This window comes from Fuerstiella marisgermanici (assembly GCF_001983935.1).
Classification (GTDB): Bacteria; Planctomycetota; Planctomycetia; order Planctomycetales; family Planctomycetaceae; genus Fuerstiella; species Fuerstiella marisgermanici.
In genome coordinates, this window is sequence record NZ_CP017641.1 from 4,279,241 (window position 1) to 4,295,321 (window position 16,081).

Sequence of the window (16,081 nt, forward strand, 5' to 3'; positions counted from 1 at the left end):
CTACGATAGTGCAGGGGTGAATCGCGATCCGGATGGCCGGATTGCTCCGTCCGTTTCGGCGGTTCACAGCAACCCCTGGAAGAAGTCGTACATCGCTTTGCCGCAACCAACGCGGGTAGGCGAGTGGCTGGCGTGTGTCACTGAAAGACACCGCTAAGCTTGCCACTTCGGAGCCATCAGGATGCCCTGCACGTTTATTGGCTGTCAGCCGATCTACAAATCAAATCTGGATGTTGCGGCGTACGAAATCCTGTATCGCAGCGGCACCGATAACGCAGCTTCGTTTGCTGATGGCGACCAGGCCACTGCCGAATTGATTCTCAACACGTTCACCGACATCGGGCTGGACCAGGTTGTGGGTGAACATCCGGCGTTCATCAACGTCACGCGTAAATTCATCCTCGATCACCACGCGTACACACTGCCCAAAGAACGAGTGGTCCTTGAAGTCCTGGAAGACATTCAGCCGGAACCGGAAATTCTGGAAGCGTTACAGGGACTGTCCGAAAGCGGCTACACGATCGCATTGGACGACTTCGTCTACGCTCCGCACATGCAGCCTTTGGTCGACCTGGCCAACATTATTAAGGTCGAACTGCCCGCCATTGACGCTGCCGAATTGCCGCGACACGTGGAACTATTAAGACACAGCAACGCTCAACTGCTGGCTGAAAAAATCGAAACACACGAAGAATTCGAACGCTGCCGCGAGCTTGGTTTCGACCTATATCAGGGCTACTTTCTTAGCAAACCGAATGTCGTGACGGGCAAGCGGATTCCGGTAAACCGCATCGCCGCGCTGCAGCTGGTAAACCAGCTGTGCAACCCAACGACACGCACCAGCGATTTGGTTAACACAGTCGGCTCGGATCCGTCGCTGTGCTACAAGCTCTTAAAATACGTGAATTCAGCGTCCAGCGGACTGACTCGCCACATCGATTCCATCTCTGCCGCCATCACGCTAATCGGATTCCGCCGCCTTCGTTCCTTCACAAGCCTGGCATTGCTGGCCAGCGCGTCCAACAACAAACCAATTCAGCTTGTCGCCACAGCACTTACGCGAGCTCGCATGTGCGAACAGCTTGCCATCGAACGCCGCCACGAACGGCCGGACATGTACTTCATCACCGGGCTGTTTTCGATGTTGGACGCGTTGCTCGATCAGCCGATGAATGAAGCTCTACAAGCCGTGCCCCTGGCAGATTCCATTAGCGATGCCATTTTGTCCAACAAAGGCACGCTGGCCGAAGTGCTGAATTGCGTCCTATGTTACGAACGCGGCGAATGGGAGGGAGTCATCCTGTCAGACGTCGCCTCAGACGTGATTCGATCGGCCTACGCTGACGCCCTGACGTGGGCTAACCGGTCGGTGGCAACACTCAACCAGATGGCGTGAACTACAAAACGCCGCCTCAAATCGTGTGAAATGCGCGAAAGGCATTTTACCGGCAACAAGCCAGCACGGCATGCTCCGCGCCGACCGCTTCAAATCGGCCGACAGACGGCTAAAATGCGACGCATGAGAGACGGAGTGGTCGCAGTCGTCTTCGACGCGACAAAAGAAAATTATCTGCTGGTCAAACGCCGTGACGTTCCTGTCTGGGTGCTGCCGGGTGGCGGCATTGACGACGGGGAAACTCCGGAAGTGTCGGCAGTGCGCGAAGTTCTCGAAGAAAGCGGCTTTGAAGTCGAAGTTGTCCGGCAGGTGGCCGTCTACACGCCAACCGGTCGCCTCACCAGTGAAACTCATTCGTTCGAATGTGCGATCGCCGGCGGTGCCCCGAGCATCAGCGACGAAAGCATGGACGTGAAGTTCTTTCCCGTCGATACCTATCCGCCGCCAGTGTTCGATGTCCATCGAAACTGGATGAGGGACGCATTGCGGAACGAGCCAGAGATCATCCGGAAGCCTGTCGAAGGACTCGACTGGAAGGGGATTGTGAAGATTCTGGTCAGGCACCCAGTCATTGCGATTCGTTACCTGCTTTCCAGAATCGGCATCCGTTGGAATTCGAAGTAAACGCCATGACTGCTCGCTACAACATTTCAGAATCCTGGCAGTGGAATCTGGAGAACGCGCCGGCTCTGACTGCCACCGATACCCACGACGCCGTGCCAGGCAACTGGGCGTGGTGCGGCAAACCAATTCCATCGCCGCTGGGGATCCCGGCCGGGCCGCTGTTAAACGGCCGTTGGGTGCTGCACTATGCGAACCTGGGATTCGACGTCCTGGTCTACAAGACCGTCCGCAGTGCGGCGCGTGAATGTTACGACCTGCCGAACCTTGTCCCCGTGGCGACGAAACAGCTAACAGCGCCCGGCGAGCTCTTACCGCAATCCAGCGACATGCTCGGCAGTTGGGCGGTTTCTTTTGGCATGCCGTCGCAGCTACCGGATGTGTGGCGCAGGGACGTGGAAGAAACTCGCGGTCGACTTGCTTCAGAAAAGCTGCTTGTTGTTTCGGTCGTGGGAACTCAGAACGAAACGATCACTGATCCGGATGCATCGCTGAATCAACTGGCTGACGACTTCGCTCAATGCGCCAAATGGGCGTTGGAAAGCGGAGCAGACGGCGTGGAAGCCAACTTTTCGTGTCCGAATGTGTCGACCGCCGACGGGCAACTTTTTCAGCAACCCACAGCGGCAGCCTTTGTCGCACAACGAATTCGAACCGCCATTGGCGACGCAAAGCTGGTGCTGAAAATCGGTCGAGTCGCGACAGAAGACGACGCGGCCAAATTACTGAAGCACGTCGGCCCGTGGATCGACGGACTGGCCATGACAAACTCCGTGGCCGCAAGAGTCACCGGCCCACACGGCCAACTATTGTTCGAAGGCCAGTCGCGAGGAATCTGCGGCGACGCGACTCGCGAAACAAGCGTCCAGCAAACGTCGATGTTTCGAAAACTGGCGACCGAAGCAGGGCAGACGCTGGACCTAATCGGCGTCGGCGGAATTTCGACGGCCGAACACGTGCAGCAGTTTTTACAAGCCGGAGCCAATTCCGTGGCCATCGCCACTGCCGCAATGGTGCAGCCGGAAGTTGGGCTGAAGATTCGCCAGGCACTAAGCTGATTCACGCGAAACACCGCTCGACAACATGTAAGAAATTCAATCGATGAATTGCATGTTTCGCGGTGACGACGGCGCCGGATAGCGAAAAAGCTCGGTCCTGAATGGAACCGAGCTTCTGTCGACAAGTCTAATTTGGCGAACGTGGCCGTTTAAATTCGGCCGTGCACGCACTCTACAGATTCAGCACGCCTTCACGTTCGGGCTGGTACTGAAGTTCTTTAAGCTTCATTTCGTGTTCACCGTTGGCGTTCTGCCATCGGATGACTTCGCCGGAACGTCGTCCCAGAACGGCCATCCCCATCGGGTTCAGAATTGACAACCGGTTGTCGAAGATGTCAGCGTCAACCGGGTACACAAGGTTATAAGTGTCCGTCACATCGAAGTCCGCATCGTACAGGCACACCGTTGAATTCATTGTCACCACGTCAGGAGGAACGCTTTCGGGAGAAACGATTTCCGCCTGCTCCAGTTCCGCACGAAACGCTTCCAGTTGAGCGTCCGGCCCAACGGATTGAGTGAGGGCGTTTGTTAGAACGGCCGCCAGTTTTTGTTGATCCAGTGCGGTAATAATTCGTCGATCGGTAGACATTTTCAATTCCTGGTTGGACTTGCGGCACTCAAAAATTAGCGCAGCAAGAGTTGTAAAGGTGACGATAAATTTATTCTGAAGAAGCGTGCGGCATAGCCCGCATGTGTCAACTTGCGCCCGCAAACGTCAACTGCAGCCGACGATTGTCGACTTCCGTTGACACTTCCTGCAGCCGACATTCAGCGTGCGGCGGCACGCCAATGCTCAGCAACCGGCCACCCACTTTTAGTGAAACGTGCGTGTGCGAAAACGGACAGTATTCCTCGCGACAATGCTGGATCGCCAGCAGCGTCAACTGGACGCCGTAATACGAATGGGCGTCACCAGTCACTAACACTGCGTCGTCGCCTGTTGCCTCAACGGCCACATTGCTGACATGACCGAATGTTCTGCGCTTCAACTCAGAAGACAGGCGATTCAGCCAGACGTTACGCACGTTCCATTGAACGTCAGACATTGAGACCTCTTTCAAACTGGCAGGCAGATCGGAATGATGCAGCTGCGGAGCCAGTCCTTTAAGCAAACTCGATGCCAGTCGAAATGAACTTCCTTGTTTGTTCGAAAAACGCCGCCCGATGGCCGCAGTAGGTTTGCGGCACCGCTTTCCTTCTGAACTATGAGCGACCGTCAGCGGTAGCGCAATCTACGTTTTGTTGTGGACGGTTCTGGCTGGTGGGAACGGGCCCTCGCAGGACCAAAACCGATTTCCGCGGCCAAAGGTCAGCGTTAAACGCTGTAGAATCAGAGAACATCATCTTGCCTGGCTGCCAATACGAGGCTAGACTAAAAGCATGTTCCGAGCCGTCCTCACAATCCTATTCATCTCGAATTTACTGGCCTGTCCGCTGCGCTGCACAACATGCGCTGCTGGCGTTTCCAGTGATGCGGATGCCGTGGCGCTCACGTGTGAATGCTGCCCTCTGGAACGAGAGACGGACACTTCACCGGATTCACAGGACCAGCCGTGCGACGATTGTTCGTGCGGCAGCTGTCTCTGTGAAGGTGCGACGCTGGATGCGAAACCGCAACTTGCGGCTGCGGCATCCTGGATCGCGACAGTTGCCCACCGGGTGACCGCGACTGAGCTGCTGGAAGCTCGCGACACTTATCGACGTTGCGGCAATGATGCAACGTCCGAATCAAGCCCGCATAGCGGACGCGCTGCGCTGATTGCACTTCAGCATTGGCAAATCTAGGTCGCGAAACCGGACCTCTGCCCCGCATCTGCACCTCGTGCAAACGCTTGCCGCTGCGTCTGTTTCCGTTGAACGGTAATGCCGCAACGTCTTGACGCATGCAGACTGCTTTGCAAGCTCCCGCGCTTTTTGAAGTTCGCTTCGATCGCTGAAGCTTACCGCGCAAGGTCAACTCCTGCTGACGAACCGCTGCTTGATTTTTCAACCACGTGGGCCTTCTACTCATGCTGCTTCCCTGGGAATACGGCGTTCGCAATTTGGCCCGCAGGCCGATGCGGACGGCACTAACACTCATTGCCCTGGCGACGGTCATAATGCTCGTGTTCGTCGTTGTGGGTTTTATTCGAGGACTCGAACGGTCGTTGGCAATCAGCGGCGATGACGATGTCGTATTGGTTTACTCAGTGAATTCAGAAGAGAACATTGAAAATTCTTCCATCGCCGCACGAACACCTTCGCTGCTAACGGCGAGTCTGGATGACACATGGAAGCGTTTTGGCGTAGTGCACGTGTCGCCCGAATTGTATCTCGGCACACGTGTGAAAACGCACGACGCAGTCAGCGGGCTGGGACTGGTGCGCGGCGTCACTCGCACAGCGCCACTGGTGCGGCGAGGCATCCGATTGGTCGAAGGGGATTGGCCGAGCGCAGGTGAGGTGATGGTCGGCAAGCTGGCAGCAGCCAAGTTAGGCACCACAGCTGAAGCGATGGCAATTGGCAAGACCCTGGAGTTCGAAGGAGCAATATGGACGATCAGCGGTCTATTCTCAGCCGGCGGCGCAGCGTTTGAATCAGAGGTCTGGTGCAATCTTGCGGACTTTCAGACCGCAACTAAACGGCAGGACCTGAGTCTCGTAGCAATGCTGATGGCGCCCGGAGCATCACTGGCGGAGGTGTCTTTGTTCTGCAAAGAAAGAACCGATCTGGAACTGCGAGCACTTCGCGAGACAGATTACTACGCAACACTGCAGCAACATTACAAGCCGGTGCGAGTCCTGGCATGGTTTGTGGTCGTGCTGGTATCTGGCGCCGGAATTTTCGCCGGCCTGAACATGATGTACGGCGCGGTGGCGGGGCGAATCCGCGAAATCGCGACTCTACAGGCGATTGGTTATCGTCGCCGAGCCATCTTACTAAGTCTTGTTCAGGAGGGCGTATTGCTCGCGGCGGCAGCGTCATTGTTGTCCGGGTTGATCGCACTCACGATGCTAAATGGCATGGCGGTGCGATTTACGATGGGAGCTTTCACTTTAGAAATTGACAGCGTCGCAGTCTTAATTGGCTGCGGCGTCGGATTGTTACTCGGAGTTTTGGGCGCGGTGCCACCAGCGGTCAAAGCCCATCGCGAATCGGTGGCGGTAAGTTTAAAAGCGGTGTGACCCGCTGTTTTTTCAGGAGAATACAATGAAGACATTTTGCATGCTGACTTTGATGATCACAGTGACAGCTGTTGTTGGCTGTTCAGACGGCAACAACAACGACGCGGCGCCGGTGGCCAACGCTGAACCCACCGGAAAGCAGTACATCGCCGCCAGTGAACCGACAGACGCAATGCCCGTCGGTGACGCGCGCGAAGCAGCGGAAGATCAACAGACCGTAACGCTGGTCGGCACGATCGGTGGATCTCGCGAACCATTCGTCGATGGCCTCGCCGCCTTCACGATTGTCGACCCAAAAGTCCCATACTGCGCGGCGGAAGAGGGCTGTCCGACTCCGTGGGACTACTGCTGTACTCAGGACCAAGTGAAGGACAACATCGCTACGGTCAAGATCGTCGATGAAGCCGGAAAGCCAGTCGAAGATGACGCACGAACGCTGCTGGGCGTGAAGGAACTTTCAACCGTCGTCGTACAGGGTACGGCTCAACGTGATGATGAAGGGAACCTGACAGTCGCGGCGAACAAGATATTTGTCCGCGGACCAGAGTAGAAAGCCGCGACAGCGTCAGCCCCTTCCTGCAAGCGTTTGCGGGACGGGGCTTTGGGGGCGGGACAACGACACTGGGATGAATTCATGACTCAACAGCAACTTGACCTTAGCAGGTTGGCACTCGATCGATCGCCAGCCAAATCAAACGCCTCGCCGCGGCGACGTCGTTGGGTATCGCGGTACGTGCTGCCGCTGGGCATTCTGCTGGGGTTTGTGGCCTTGTTGGTTGCTGCGGCTGGACGCCAGTTGCTTTCACAGAAGTCCGTTACAGTCGTGCCCGTAATTGTGAAGCGTGGCGAGGTCCAGCAGGCCGGAACAACTTTGTTTCAAGCTGCGGGCTGGATCGAACCACGTCCTACAGCCGTCAGCGTCGCGGCTCTGGCCCCAGGCGTCGTCGAAGAACTGCTGGTCGTGGAAGGTCAGCTGGTCACAAAAGGGGAACCAATCGCGCGTTTGATTTCCATCGATGCGGAACTCGCCGTTGAACAGGCCGAAACGACTCTGGCCATTCGCCAGGGAGAACTGCAACGTGCCGAAGCCGAACAAACGGCGGCCCGAATTCGACTAAAGAATCCCGTCCATCTGGAAGCGCAAAAAGCGGATGCTGAAAGTCTGCTTGCCAAAGCGACAACCGAACTCGAAAAACTCCCCTTTCTAATCACGGCCGCAAAAGCCGAGGTTGCGTTCACGCAGCGAAGTCGCGACGGAAAGCAATCGGCCGGTGACGCGGTGGCGGGCGTCATTGTTGACCGCGCAATCAAAGACCACGCGTCGGCAGTTGCCGAACTGGCCGAATTGCAAAAACGAGGGCCGAACCTGGAGCGCGAAGTGAAAGCTCTTCAGGCGAAAGTCGACGCGGTTCGTCAGCAACTCGCATTACTTGTAGAAGAACGCCGTCAGCTGGACGAAGCAACGGCGAAGGTCGCATCTGCGACCGCTCTTCGCGACGAAGCAAAGCTGAACCTGCGCCGAGCTCAACTGAACCTGGATCGAACTGTCGTCCGCGCACCGATGGAGGGGCGAGTTTTGCGGTTGGTTGCGTCACCGGGAACTCGCGTCATGGGCTTGCAACACACTGCCGGGCAAAGTTCCAGTACGGTGGTGCAAATGTACGACCCAGATCGTCTTCAGGTGCGAGCCGATGTTCGGCTTGAGGACGTCCCGATGGTCATTCCGGGCGCTCCGGTTGAAATCCAAACCGCGTCTTCCGGAAACGTAATTCTGGGGCGAGTTCTGCAATCCACCAGCTCGGCCAATATCCAAAAGAACACGTTGGAAGTGAAAGTCGAACTTCTTCAACCGCCGGCAATGATCAGACCGGAAATGCTGGTGACCGCCACTTTTTTAGCTCCGAAGCTGGAGACAACGTCAGAGGAACCGACGGAAACTGAACGCCTGTTTGTCCCCGAACAGTTGGTGCAATCGGTCGACGGCACGTCCGGTGTGTGGGTGGCGGATGCCAACGATCAGGCCGTCTTTCAGACCATCACGACAGGCGGTCAGGCGGCCGAAGGATTGGTGGAAGTCACCAGCGGCCTGAATGCGACGAGCAAACTGATTGTGTCGGGCCGCGATGGCCTGGAATCCGGTGCCCCCGTTGTTGTCAGCGGCGAAGACCAGTCGATCGGCGTCGGCAATTAACGAAAAGGGATGAAATCAAAATCATGGCATTAGTCACTTTAACCAACGTCAGCAAAAGCTTTCGCAAGGGCGATGAAACGATCACTCCGTTGGACGACATCAGTCTGGAAATTGACGAGGGCGAGTTCGTTTCATTGATGGGTCCCAGCGGAACTGGAAAAAGTACGCTGCTGAACCTCGTCAGTGGTATCGACCGTCCGGATTCCGGCACAATCACCGTGGCGGGTACCGAGGTGACTCGGCTGTCGCGCAGCAAACTCGCGGATTGGCGAGCGGCAAACCTTGGCTACATCTTTCAAACTCACAATTTAATCCCGGTACTGACAGCGTACGAAAACGTCGAGCTTCCAACTCTGCTGCTGCCGTTATCGCGAACAGAACGCCGACAGCGAGTAGAACTGGCTCTCGACGCGGTTGGGCTTAGTGATCGAGCAGACCACTATCCTCGCCAGTTGTCCGGCGGTCAGGAACAGCGAGTCGGAATCGCGCGTTCCATCGTTGTTCATCCGAAAGTCGTCGTGGCCGACGAACCGACAGGAAGCCTGGACACCGAAACCAGTGATCAGATTCAGGTGCTACTGCGTCGCCTGAATCAGGAATTGAACATCACGCTGTTGATGGTCACCCACGACAGCGACGTAGCGGCGATTGCATCACGCCAGTTGGTGCTGGACCGAGGAAAGTTTGTGGAGGGTTGAAGGTGAAAGGTTTTGGGTTGAGCGTTTAGGTGCTCGCTTCATCATGGAGATGCAAGTGATGTTTGGTCTTCAGAAGTTAGATGTGTGGGTGAAGGCCGTTGAGTTCGGTGACGAAACGTACCGAGTGACAAAGCTGTTTCCTGCCGATGAACGGTTTGGATTGACGAATCAGCTACGCCGGGCGGCCGTCTCCATCTCCTCCAACATTGCCGAAGGCAGTGGCCGACAATCCAACGCAGATTTTGCCCGTTTCCTTCGAATTTCCTACGGCTCACTAATGGAATGTGTATCACAACTACATGTTGCCAGCCGCCAGTCGTGCATTGACGAAGAGGATTTCAATGCGTTGACCCAGCGGGCCGACCAGATCGCAAGAATGCTTAGCGGACTCAGCAGCAGCCTGAACAAAAAACAATAGACCCTTCAACACTCAACACTCAACACTCAACACTGAACACTGAACACTCAACACTGAACACTCAACACTGAACACTCATCCCATGCTCGCCTACATCCTGAAAACTATTACGCGCCACCGTACTCGCACGCTGCTAACCGTGACCGGAGCGGCCGTGGCTATGTTTGTGTTCTGCTTTGTGGGTTCGGTTCAGGAAGGTCTGCACCGACTGACCACGGGAGCCGATGCCGATCGCAGCCTGATCGTCTTCCAGGAAAACCGCTTCTGCCCCACCAGTAGTCGGCTGCCGGAAGACTACTCGCAAAAGATCCGGGAAATTAGCGGCGTAAAAGACGTGATGCCAATTCAGGTCTGGACAAACAATTGTCGCGCGAGTTTGGATATTGTTGTCTTTAACGGAGCCAACCCGGCCCAGCTTCAGAAGACTCGTCCGATCCAACTGACTGATGGTTCATGGACTGCATTCAGTTCGCGACGCGACGCGGCCATCGTCGGCCGCAATGTCGCTCAACGGCGCAACCTGAAAGTAGGCGACCAGTTTTCCATCGGTGACATTTCTGTTCATGTGTCGGGAGTATTTTCGTCCGCGGTACCTTCCGAAGAAAATCTGATTTACACAAGCCTTGAGTTCCTGCAGTACACGCGTGGCCTGGATGCCGCCGGATTGGTCACTCAACATGAAGTGTTGCTGACCGCTGATGCCGCGCCTGATGTTGTCGCGTCGGAAATCGATGAGGCACTGCGATCCGGTCCCGTCACGACAACAACACGCCGCAAAGGCGCGTTCCAGGCCAGCACACTTTCCGACCTTGTCGACCTGATCGGCTTTGCTCACTGGCTTGGCTACGCCTGCGTGGGGCTGGTGTTGTCACTGGTGGCGACGACCACCGTGATGAGCGTTCAGGATCGCCTTAAAGAATACGCCGTGCTGCAGACCATCGGTGTGCGACCGATGCGGACCATGCGACTGGTGCTGGCGGAAAGCACAATCCTGTGTGTTATTGGTGGCCTCGTGGGCACTCTACTGGCAACGGCTGCACTTGCGATCGGTGGTTTTGCCATTGGCGCCGAAGGAGCCACAATCGCCTTTCGTCCCTCGTTAAGCCTGGTGCTGTCCGGCACGGCTGTTTCGCTAATGGTGGGCATCGCGGCCGGAATCGCTCCGGCGATTCAAGCGGCTACTGTGCCAATCGTTGACGCGTTGCAGCAAACGTGACGGATCCAAACACGGTGATGCGCTAATCACAGCGAAGTCTGCCGAGCTATTCCGGATCGTTCTCTTCAATTCCAGACCGAATCTTCTCCATCAGGCGGTTAACTTCTTTGAGCTCCGCTCGGGTTAACCCGCCACTGAGCTGTTCGTGCAACTTCAGCAAAGGCTTGTCGATGCGCTTAAGCAACTTCTTTGCTGTTGGCGTAATTTCTACGTAGACGACTCGCCGGTCTTCTTCACAGCGTCGGCGGCAAACCAGATCCTGCTTTTCCAGCCGGTCGATCAGCCCAGTGATTGCTGGGACAATTTGCACCATTCGCTCGCCAATTTCCAGACAAGGCAATGGACGCCCTTCGCCACGCAGGATACGTAGGACGTTGTACTGCGATGTCGTAAGTCCGTATTCGCGAAAGAATCGGCCGAAGCGGTTGTGCAAGAGATCCGAAGTTCGCAGCACGTTCAGGTTCACTTCCTGCTCGAGCAAGTCGAACGGCTCTCTCTTTTTTAGCTCCCGCTGTAATCTGCTGCCTGTCATCTTGCCTGTTCCTTGATTGGAAGGTACCCTACGTGTAAATAGTTGTCACGTCAATTAAATACGAGCCCTGCCTTGAATCCTTTTTTCTACCATTTCAGCCCGTCAACTGACACCGTTTCTGTGTCCACAGCGGTTCGACCGCTTGTTGCCACGCTTCTGTGTGGCTGCCTAGCCGTAGTGCCGGGCTGCGAAAAAACAGATTCTGCGCCACCACAGATGCCGCCGCCGACCATGACGGTCGCTCAACCGGTACGCAAGCAAATTGTCGAATGGGATGCATACACCGGTCGGTTGGAACCCGTCGACTTTGTGGAAGTGCGAGCTCGCGTGGGCGGCTATTTGCAGTCAATTCACTTCGACGAAGGACAAATCGTAAACAAGGGCGATTTGCTGTTTGTGATTGATGCTCGTCCATTTGTTGCCGAATTAAACAGCGCCGAAGCGGCGCTTAGTCAGTCCAAATCTCAACTGCAGCAGACGAAAGCCAAACTGCTGGAAGCGAAAGCTCAGCAACAACAATCGGCCGCTCAGTTGCAACTGGCGGAAGCTCGAGTCAAGCGGGCTCGCAGCCTGGAAGGGCAAAACGCAATCGCACCTGAAGAACTGGATCAGCGAGAAGCAGAATTCCTGCAGGCTCAGGCTGATGTGGCTGCCAGCAAAGCGGCCGCCAGTTCTGCCGAAGCCGCAATCGCAACCGCGGCGGCCGCCGTCGAATCGGCGGAAGCGGGAGTCGAAGCGGCTCAACTAAACGTCGATTACACCAACATCCACGCACCGATCACCGGGCGCATCAGTCGTGAATACGCGAATCAGGGAAACCTGATCAGCGGCGGCACAGCCCAATCAACACTATTAACAACGATTACATCGGTCGAACCTATCTATTGCACCTTCGACGCCAACGAACAGCAGGTGTTGAAGTATGTACGCCTCGCCAAATCCGGCGCACGTAAAAGTAGTCGAGAAGCCAAGAACCCCGTGTTCCTGGGTCTGGTTGACGAAACAGGGTTCCCTCACCAGGGCCACATGGACTTCGTCGACAACCGGCTTGATGCAAACACCGCCAGCATGCGAGCTCGTTGCATTTTTCCGAATGAAGACCAACTGTTGCTGGCTGGCATGTTTGCTCGGATTCGCATTCCCGGCAGCGCTGGCTACGAAGCCGTGCTGATTCCGGATTCCGCAATCGGCACCGATCAATCGTCGCAATTTGTTTACATCGTGGTGGACGGGAAAATCGAACGGCGAGCCATCACACCGGGCCCGATTGTGGATGGCTTGCGAGTGATCCGGAAAGGCCTGACCGGCGATGAGTCACTGGTGATTGAAGGCTTGCTGCAGGCTCGACCTGAAATGGAAGTGAAGACTAAAGACGGCACGATTGAAGTCGTTGAAGATGGTCTTCCCGACGACTACCAGCCCTTGCCACCGGACGAGTGGATCGAAAAGAGTGACGATGTTCAGCAGGAAAGTGAAAAGGACGACAAGTAACCCCGAAACGCATCCTGACTCAGTCTCCCACCTTTCTAACTCGTAGCTCACTTCCATCATGAAGTTCCCTCACTTCTTTATCGAACGTCCCATCTTTGCCACAGTGCTTTCGTTTCTGATCGTACTGGTCGGCGGGATCACGTATTTCTCGTTGCCTGTTTCGCAGTACCCGAACGTTGCGCCACCCACAATTCTGGTGCGTGCGAGTTATCCGGGAGCAACCCCGCAGGTGATCGCGGACACCGTTGCCACGCCGATTGAGCAGGAAATGAACGGCGTGGACGACATGCTGTACATGGAATCGTCGTCCAGTGCCGACGGAACCATGCAGCTGACCGTCACCTTCAAACTGGGCACCGACCTCGACGACGCTCAGGTTCTGGTACAGAACCGAGTGGCCGTCGCCGAATCGCGTTTGCCTGAACAGGTACGGCAGATTGGCGTGACCACGACCAAGCAAATTCCCGACATGCTGATGGTCGTGCATTTGAATTCGCCGGATGAAAGCCGCGACGAATTGTACATCAGTAACTTCGCGTACCTGCGAATTCGCGACGCGTTGATGCGGCTGGACGGTGTCGGCGACATTCGTATCGCTGGCGGTAACGAATACGCGATGCGAGTCTGGCTGGACATCGAAAAGATGACGCACGTGGACCTCACGGCGGGCGACGTCGTCCAGGCAATTCGTCAGCAGAACGTGCAGGTCGCAGCGGGTGTCATCGGACAGCCCCCAACAGACAAGACGGGCGCGTTTCAACTAAACGTCACAACTCAGGGACGCTTGCGCGAAACAGATGAATTCGGCGACATCATTGTCAAACGCGGCGAAGACGGTCGCGTGACGCGGCTGGCCGACGTGGCTCGACTGGAACTTGGTGCTCAGGACTATTCGCGATTGAGCTACCTTGATGGCAACCCGGCGATTGCTGTGTTGGTCTATCAACGGCCGGGCACAAACGCCGTCGACACAGCGGCCGAAGTCCAGCAGACGATGGCTGAGATGAGGAAAGACTTTCCGGAAGGCGTCGACTACGAAGTTGCCTACAACCCGACAAAATTCGTGGAAGATTCAATCGACGAAGTTTTCAACACGCTGTTAATCACGACAGTCTTCGTGGTCCTCACCGTGTTCATGTTTCTGCACAACTGGCGTCCGACCATCATTCCCGTGGTCGCCATTCCGATTTCGCTGATCGGAACTTTTGCCTGTATGCAGGGACTTGGCGTGACATTGAATACGCTGTCATTGTTCGGCCTCGTGCTGGCGATTGGAATCGTGGTGGACGACGCTATTGTCGTTGTGGAAAATGTTGAGAGGCTGATTGCGGAAGGCCTTGCGCCGCGCGAAGCCACGCATAAAGCGATGGACGAAGTGGGGTCTGCGCTGATAGCGACAACGCTGGTGTTGATCGCCGTGTTCGTCCCGACCGTATTCGTCCCCAGCATCAGCGGGAAGTTCTATCAACAGTTCGCGTTGACGATTTCGATCTCAACCGCGATTTCGACATTCGTCTCTTTAACGTTGACGCCGGCGTTGTGTGCGTTGCTGCTGAAGCCACCGCGAGAGGCCCGTCAAACTGAAACCCAATTTTCTCGCTTGCTGTCTGCTCCGGCGAAACTGTTTAATCGTACCTTCGATATTACCAGTTGCATTTACGCCAGCGTCATTTCTCGGCTGGTGCGTTTTTCGGCCATTGCTCTGATTTTGTACGTCGGACTTTTGGTGTGCACGTGGTACAGCTTTGGAATGGTGCCGACCGGCTTCATTCCTCAACAGGACCAGGGCTATCTGATTGTTGCGATTCGCCTGCCCGATGGAGCATCGCTGGCGCGAACCGATGAAGTCACAAAAAAAGTAGCGGCGATCGGCAGCGAAATTGACGGCGTCGCTCATGCCGTCGGAATCGTCGGGCTGTCAGGAGCGACGTTCACGATCAGCCCAAACGCCGCGGTGTCGTTTCTTCCATTAGAAGATGCCAAAGAACGAGCGGCGCGCGGACGCGGCGCGGACGTCATCGCCGCCGACATGCGTCAAGCGGTGGCCGATATTAATGAAGCTCAGGTCTTCATTATTCCGCCGCCACCCGTGCGCGGGATCGGCCGTGGCGGCGGATACAAAATGTATGTCCAGGACCAGGGCGGCGCCGGAACGGCCGTTCTGAACCAAGTAGCAGACAGCATGGTGGCCCAGGCGAATCAACAGCCAGGCCTGCTGCAGGTGTTTTCGAACTTCCGCATGAGCGTGCCGCAGATCTACGCGGACGTGGATCGCACGAAGGCACAGATGCTGGATATTCCGATGAGCAACGTGTTTGAAGCGCTGCAGGTTTATCTGGGTTCGACTTACGTCAACGACTTCAACTTGCTGGGCAGAACGTACCGCGTGACCGCTCAGGCAGAACCCGAATTTCGTGATGAACCGAGTGACATTCTGCGCTTGCGAACTCGCAGCGCACGAGGCGCGAGCGTGCCGTTGGGTGCAGTCGTGGAACTTAAACGCATTGCCGGGCCCGACCGTTTGGTGCGATTCAATCTGTATCCGGCGGCCGACCTGAACGGCAGCACGCAACCCGGTTTCAGCACCGGGCAATCGCTGGAGACGATGGAAAATCTGGCAGCACAAACGCTTCCGCCCGGGTTCGGCTACGCATGGACAGAACTTGCCTATCAGGAAAAGCAGGCTGGCAACACGATCATGTATCTGTTTCCGCTGGCGGTGCTGTTTGTGTTTTTGGCACTGGCCGCTCAATACGAAAGCTGGCTGCTGCCATTGGCCATCATTCTGATTGTGCCGCTGTGCCTGTTGTTCGCGATGGTCGGAATCTGGTTCCGTGGTATGGATAACAACATTCTGACTCAGATTGGATTCATCGTATTAATTGGCCTCGCATGCAAGAACGCCATCCTGATTGTCGAATTCGCCAAGGCGGAAGAAGACAAAGGAAAGGACCGTTTTCAGGCGGCGATTGATGCCTGTCGCATGCGACTGCGGCCCATTTTGATGACAGCCTTCTCATTCATTTTAGGCGTGATTCCGCTGCTGGTCGCCACTGGTGCCGGGTTCGAAATGCGGCGAGTACTGGGGACGGCGGTCTTTAGCGGAATGCTGGGCGTCACCGCCTTCGGACTGTTTCTGACACCAGTCTTTTACGTCGTGCTACGTCGATTCTCGGCTCGCTAAAAGTGCGAACCAACAATCGCTACCATTGAGGCAGGAGATGAGGCCATTGTTTCGCGGCGGGGGAACTTAGCTGGACAGCGCCACCTTTGGTCATTGGGGCGTGTTTTGGGTA

14 protein-coding genes are annotated in these 16,081 nt (G+C 56.0%); 11 read left to right on the plus strand and 3 right to left on the minus strand.

From position 1 onward, the window contains the following. Window positions 1-181: 181 nt before the first annotated feature. From Fuma_RS16010 to Fuma_RS16020, 3 genes are all read left to right on the plus strand, one after another. A complete protein-coding gene (locus tag Fuma_RS16010) occupies window positions 182-1,396 on the plus strand; it encodes an EAL and HDOD domain-containing protein (RefSeq protein ID WP_077025014.1) in 1,215 nt (404 codons plus the stop codon). 114 nt (window positions 1,397-1,510) lie between these two features. Next, a complete protein-coding gene (locus Fuma_RS16015; RefSeq protein ID WP_158521029.1) occupies window positions 1,511-2,020 on the plus strand; it encodes an NUDIX hydrolase in 510 nt (169 codons plus the stop codon). A gap of 5 nt (window positions 2,021-2,025) precedes the next feature. Beyond that, window positions 2,026-3,075 (plus strand): beta/alpha barrel domain-containing protein, encoded by a 1,050-nt coding sequence (locus Fuma_RS16020; RefSeq protein ID WP_077025015.1) that lies wholly within the window; start codon window positions 2,026-2,028, stop codon window positions 3,073-3,075. A 172-nt stretch (window positions 3,076-3,247) separates the two neighbouring features. On the opposite strand, the gene Fuma_RS16025 is transcribed toward Fuma_RS16020, so the two are convergent. After that, entirely contained in the window at window positions 3,248-3,664 is a 417-nt protein-coding gene (locus Fuma_RS16025; protein WP_083732088.1) for a GreA/GreB family elongation factor, read from the minus strand. A gap of 106 nt (window positions 3,665-3,770) precedes the next feature. Further along, window positions 3,771-4,121: a hypothetical protein gene (locus Fuma_RS16030; RefSeq protein WP_145944207.1), complete on the minus strand. Its 351-nt coding sequence runs from the start codon at window positions 4,119-4,121 to the stop codon at window positions 3,771-3,773. A 963-nt stretch (window positions 4,122-5,084) separates the two neighbouring features. On the opposite strand from Fuma_RS16030, the gene Fuma_RS16040 reads away from it, so the two are divergent. The 6 genes from Fuma_RS16040 to Fuma_RS16065 all read left to right on the plus strand — a co-directional run bounded on the left by Fuma_RS16040 (window position 5,085) and on the right by Fuma_RS16065 (window position 10,762). Beyond that, on the plus strand, window positions 5,085-6,239 hold the full coding sequence (locus Fuma_RS16040) for an ABC transporter permease (RefSeq protein ID WP_077025018.1): 1,155 nt from the start codon (window positions 5,085-5,087) through the stop codon (window positions 6,237-6,239). Between the two features lie 25 nt (window positions 6,240-6,264). Continuing rightward, complete coding sequence (locus Fuma_RS16045; RefSeq protein WP_077025019.1) at window positions 6,265-6,789, plus strand: hypothetical protein; 525 nt, start codon at window positions 6,265-6,267, stop codon at window positions 6,787-6,789. An 84-nt stretch (window positions 6,790-6,873) separates the two neighbouring features. Further along, window positions 6,874-8,430, plus strand: a complete 1,557-nt coding sequence (locus Fuma_RS16050) for an efflux RND transporter periplasmic adaptor subunit (RefSeq protein ID WP_077025020.1) — start codon at window positions 6,874-6,876, stop codon at window positions 8,428-8,430. A gap of 23 nt (window positions 8,431-8,453) precedes the next feature. Next, entirely contained in the window at window positions 8,454-9,128 is a 675-nt protein-coding gene (locus tag Fuma_RS16055) for an ABC transporter ATP-binding protein (RefSeq protein WP_077025021.1), read from the plus strand. Window positions 9,129-9,186: 58 nt separating this feature from the next. Next, a complete protein-coding gene (locus Fuma_RS16060; protein WP_077028336.1) occupies window positions 9,187-9,546 on the plus strand; it encodes a four helix bundle protein in 360 nt (119 codons plus the stop codon). An 82-nt stretch (window positions 9,547-9,628) separates the two neighbouring features. Beyond that, window positions 9,629-10,762, plus strand: a complete 1,134-nt coding sequence (locus Fuma_RS16065) for an ABC transporter permease (protein ID WP_077025022.1) — start codon at window positions 9,629-9,631, stop codon at window positions 10,760-10,762. 46 nt (window positions 10,763-10,808) lie between these two features. Here Fuma_RS16065 and Fuma_RS16070 read toward each other — a convergent pair whose 3' ends face one another. Then, on the minus strand, window positions 10,809-11,294 hold the full coding sequence (locus Fuma_RS16070) for a MarR family winged helix-turn-helix transcriptional regulator (protein ID WP_077025023.1): 486 nt from the start codon (window positions 11,292-11,294) through the stop codon (window positions 10,809-10,811). Window positions 11,295-11,510: 216 nt separating this feature from the next. Between Fuma_RS16070 and Fuma_RS16075 the strand changes: the two genes are divergently transcribed. Together Fuma_RS16075 and Fuma_RS16080 are read left to right on the plus strand one after the other, a co-directional pair. After that, on the plus strand, window positions 11,511-12,785 hold the full coding sequence (locus tag Fuma_RS16075; RefSeq protein WP_083732089.1) for an efflux RND transporter periplasmic adaptor subunit: 1,275 nt from the start codon (window positions 11,511-11,513) through the stop codon (window positions 12,783-12,785). Window positions 12,786-12,843: 58 nt separating this feature from the next. After that, the gene (locus tag Fuma_RS16080) at window positions 12,844-15,969 is read left to right on the plus strand and encodes an efflux RND transporter permease subunit (protein WP_077025024.1); all 3,126 of its coding nucleotides are present in this window, start codon (window positions 12,844-12,846) and stop codon (window positions 15,967-15,969) included. Window positions 15,970-16,081: the final 112 nt, after the last annotated feature.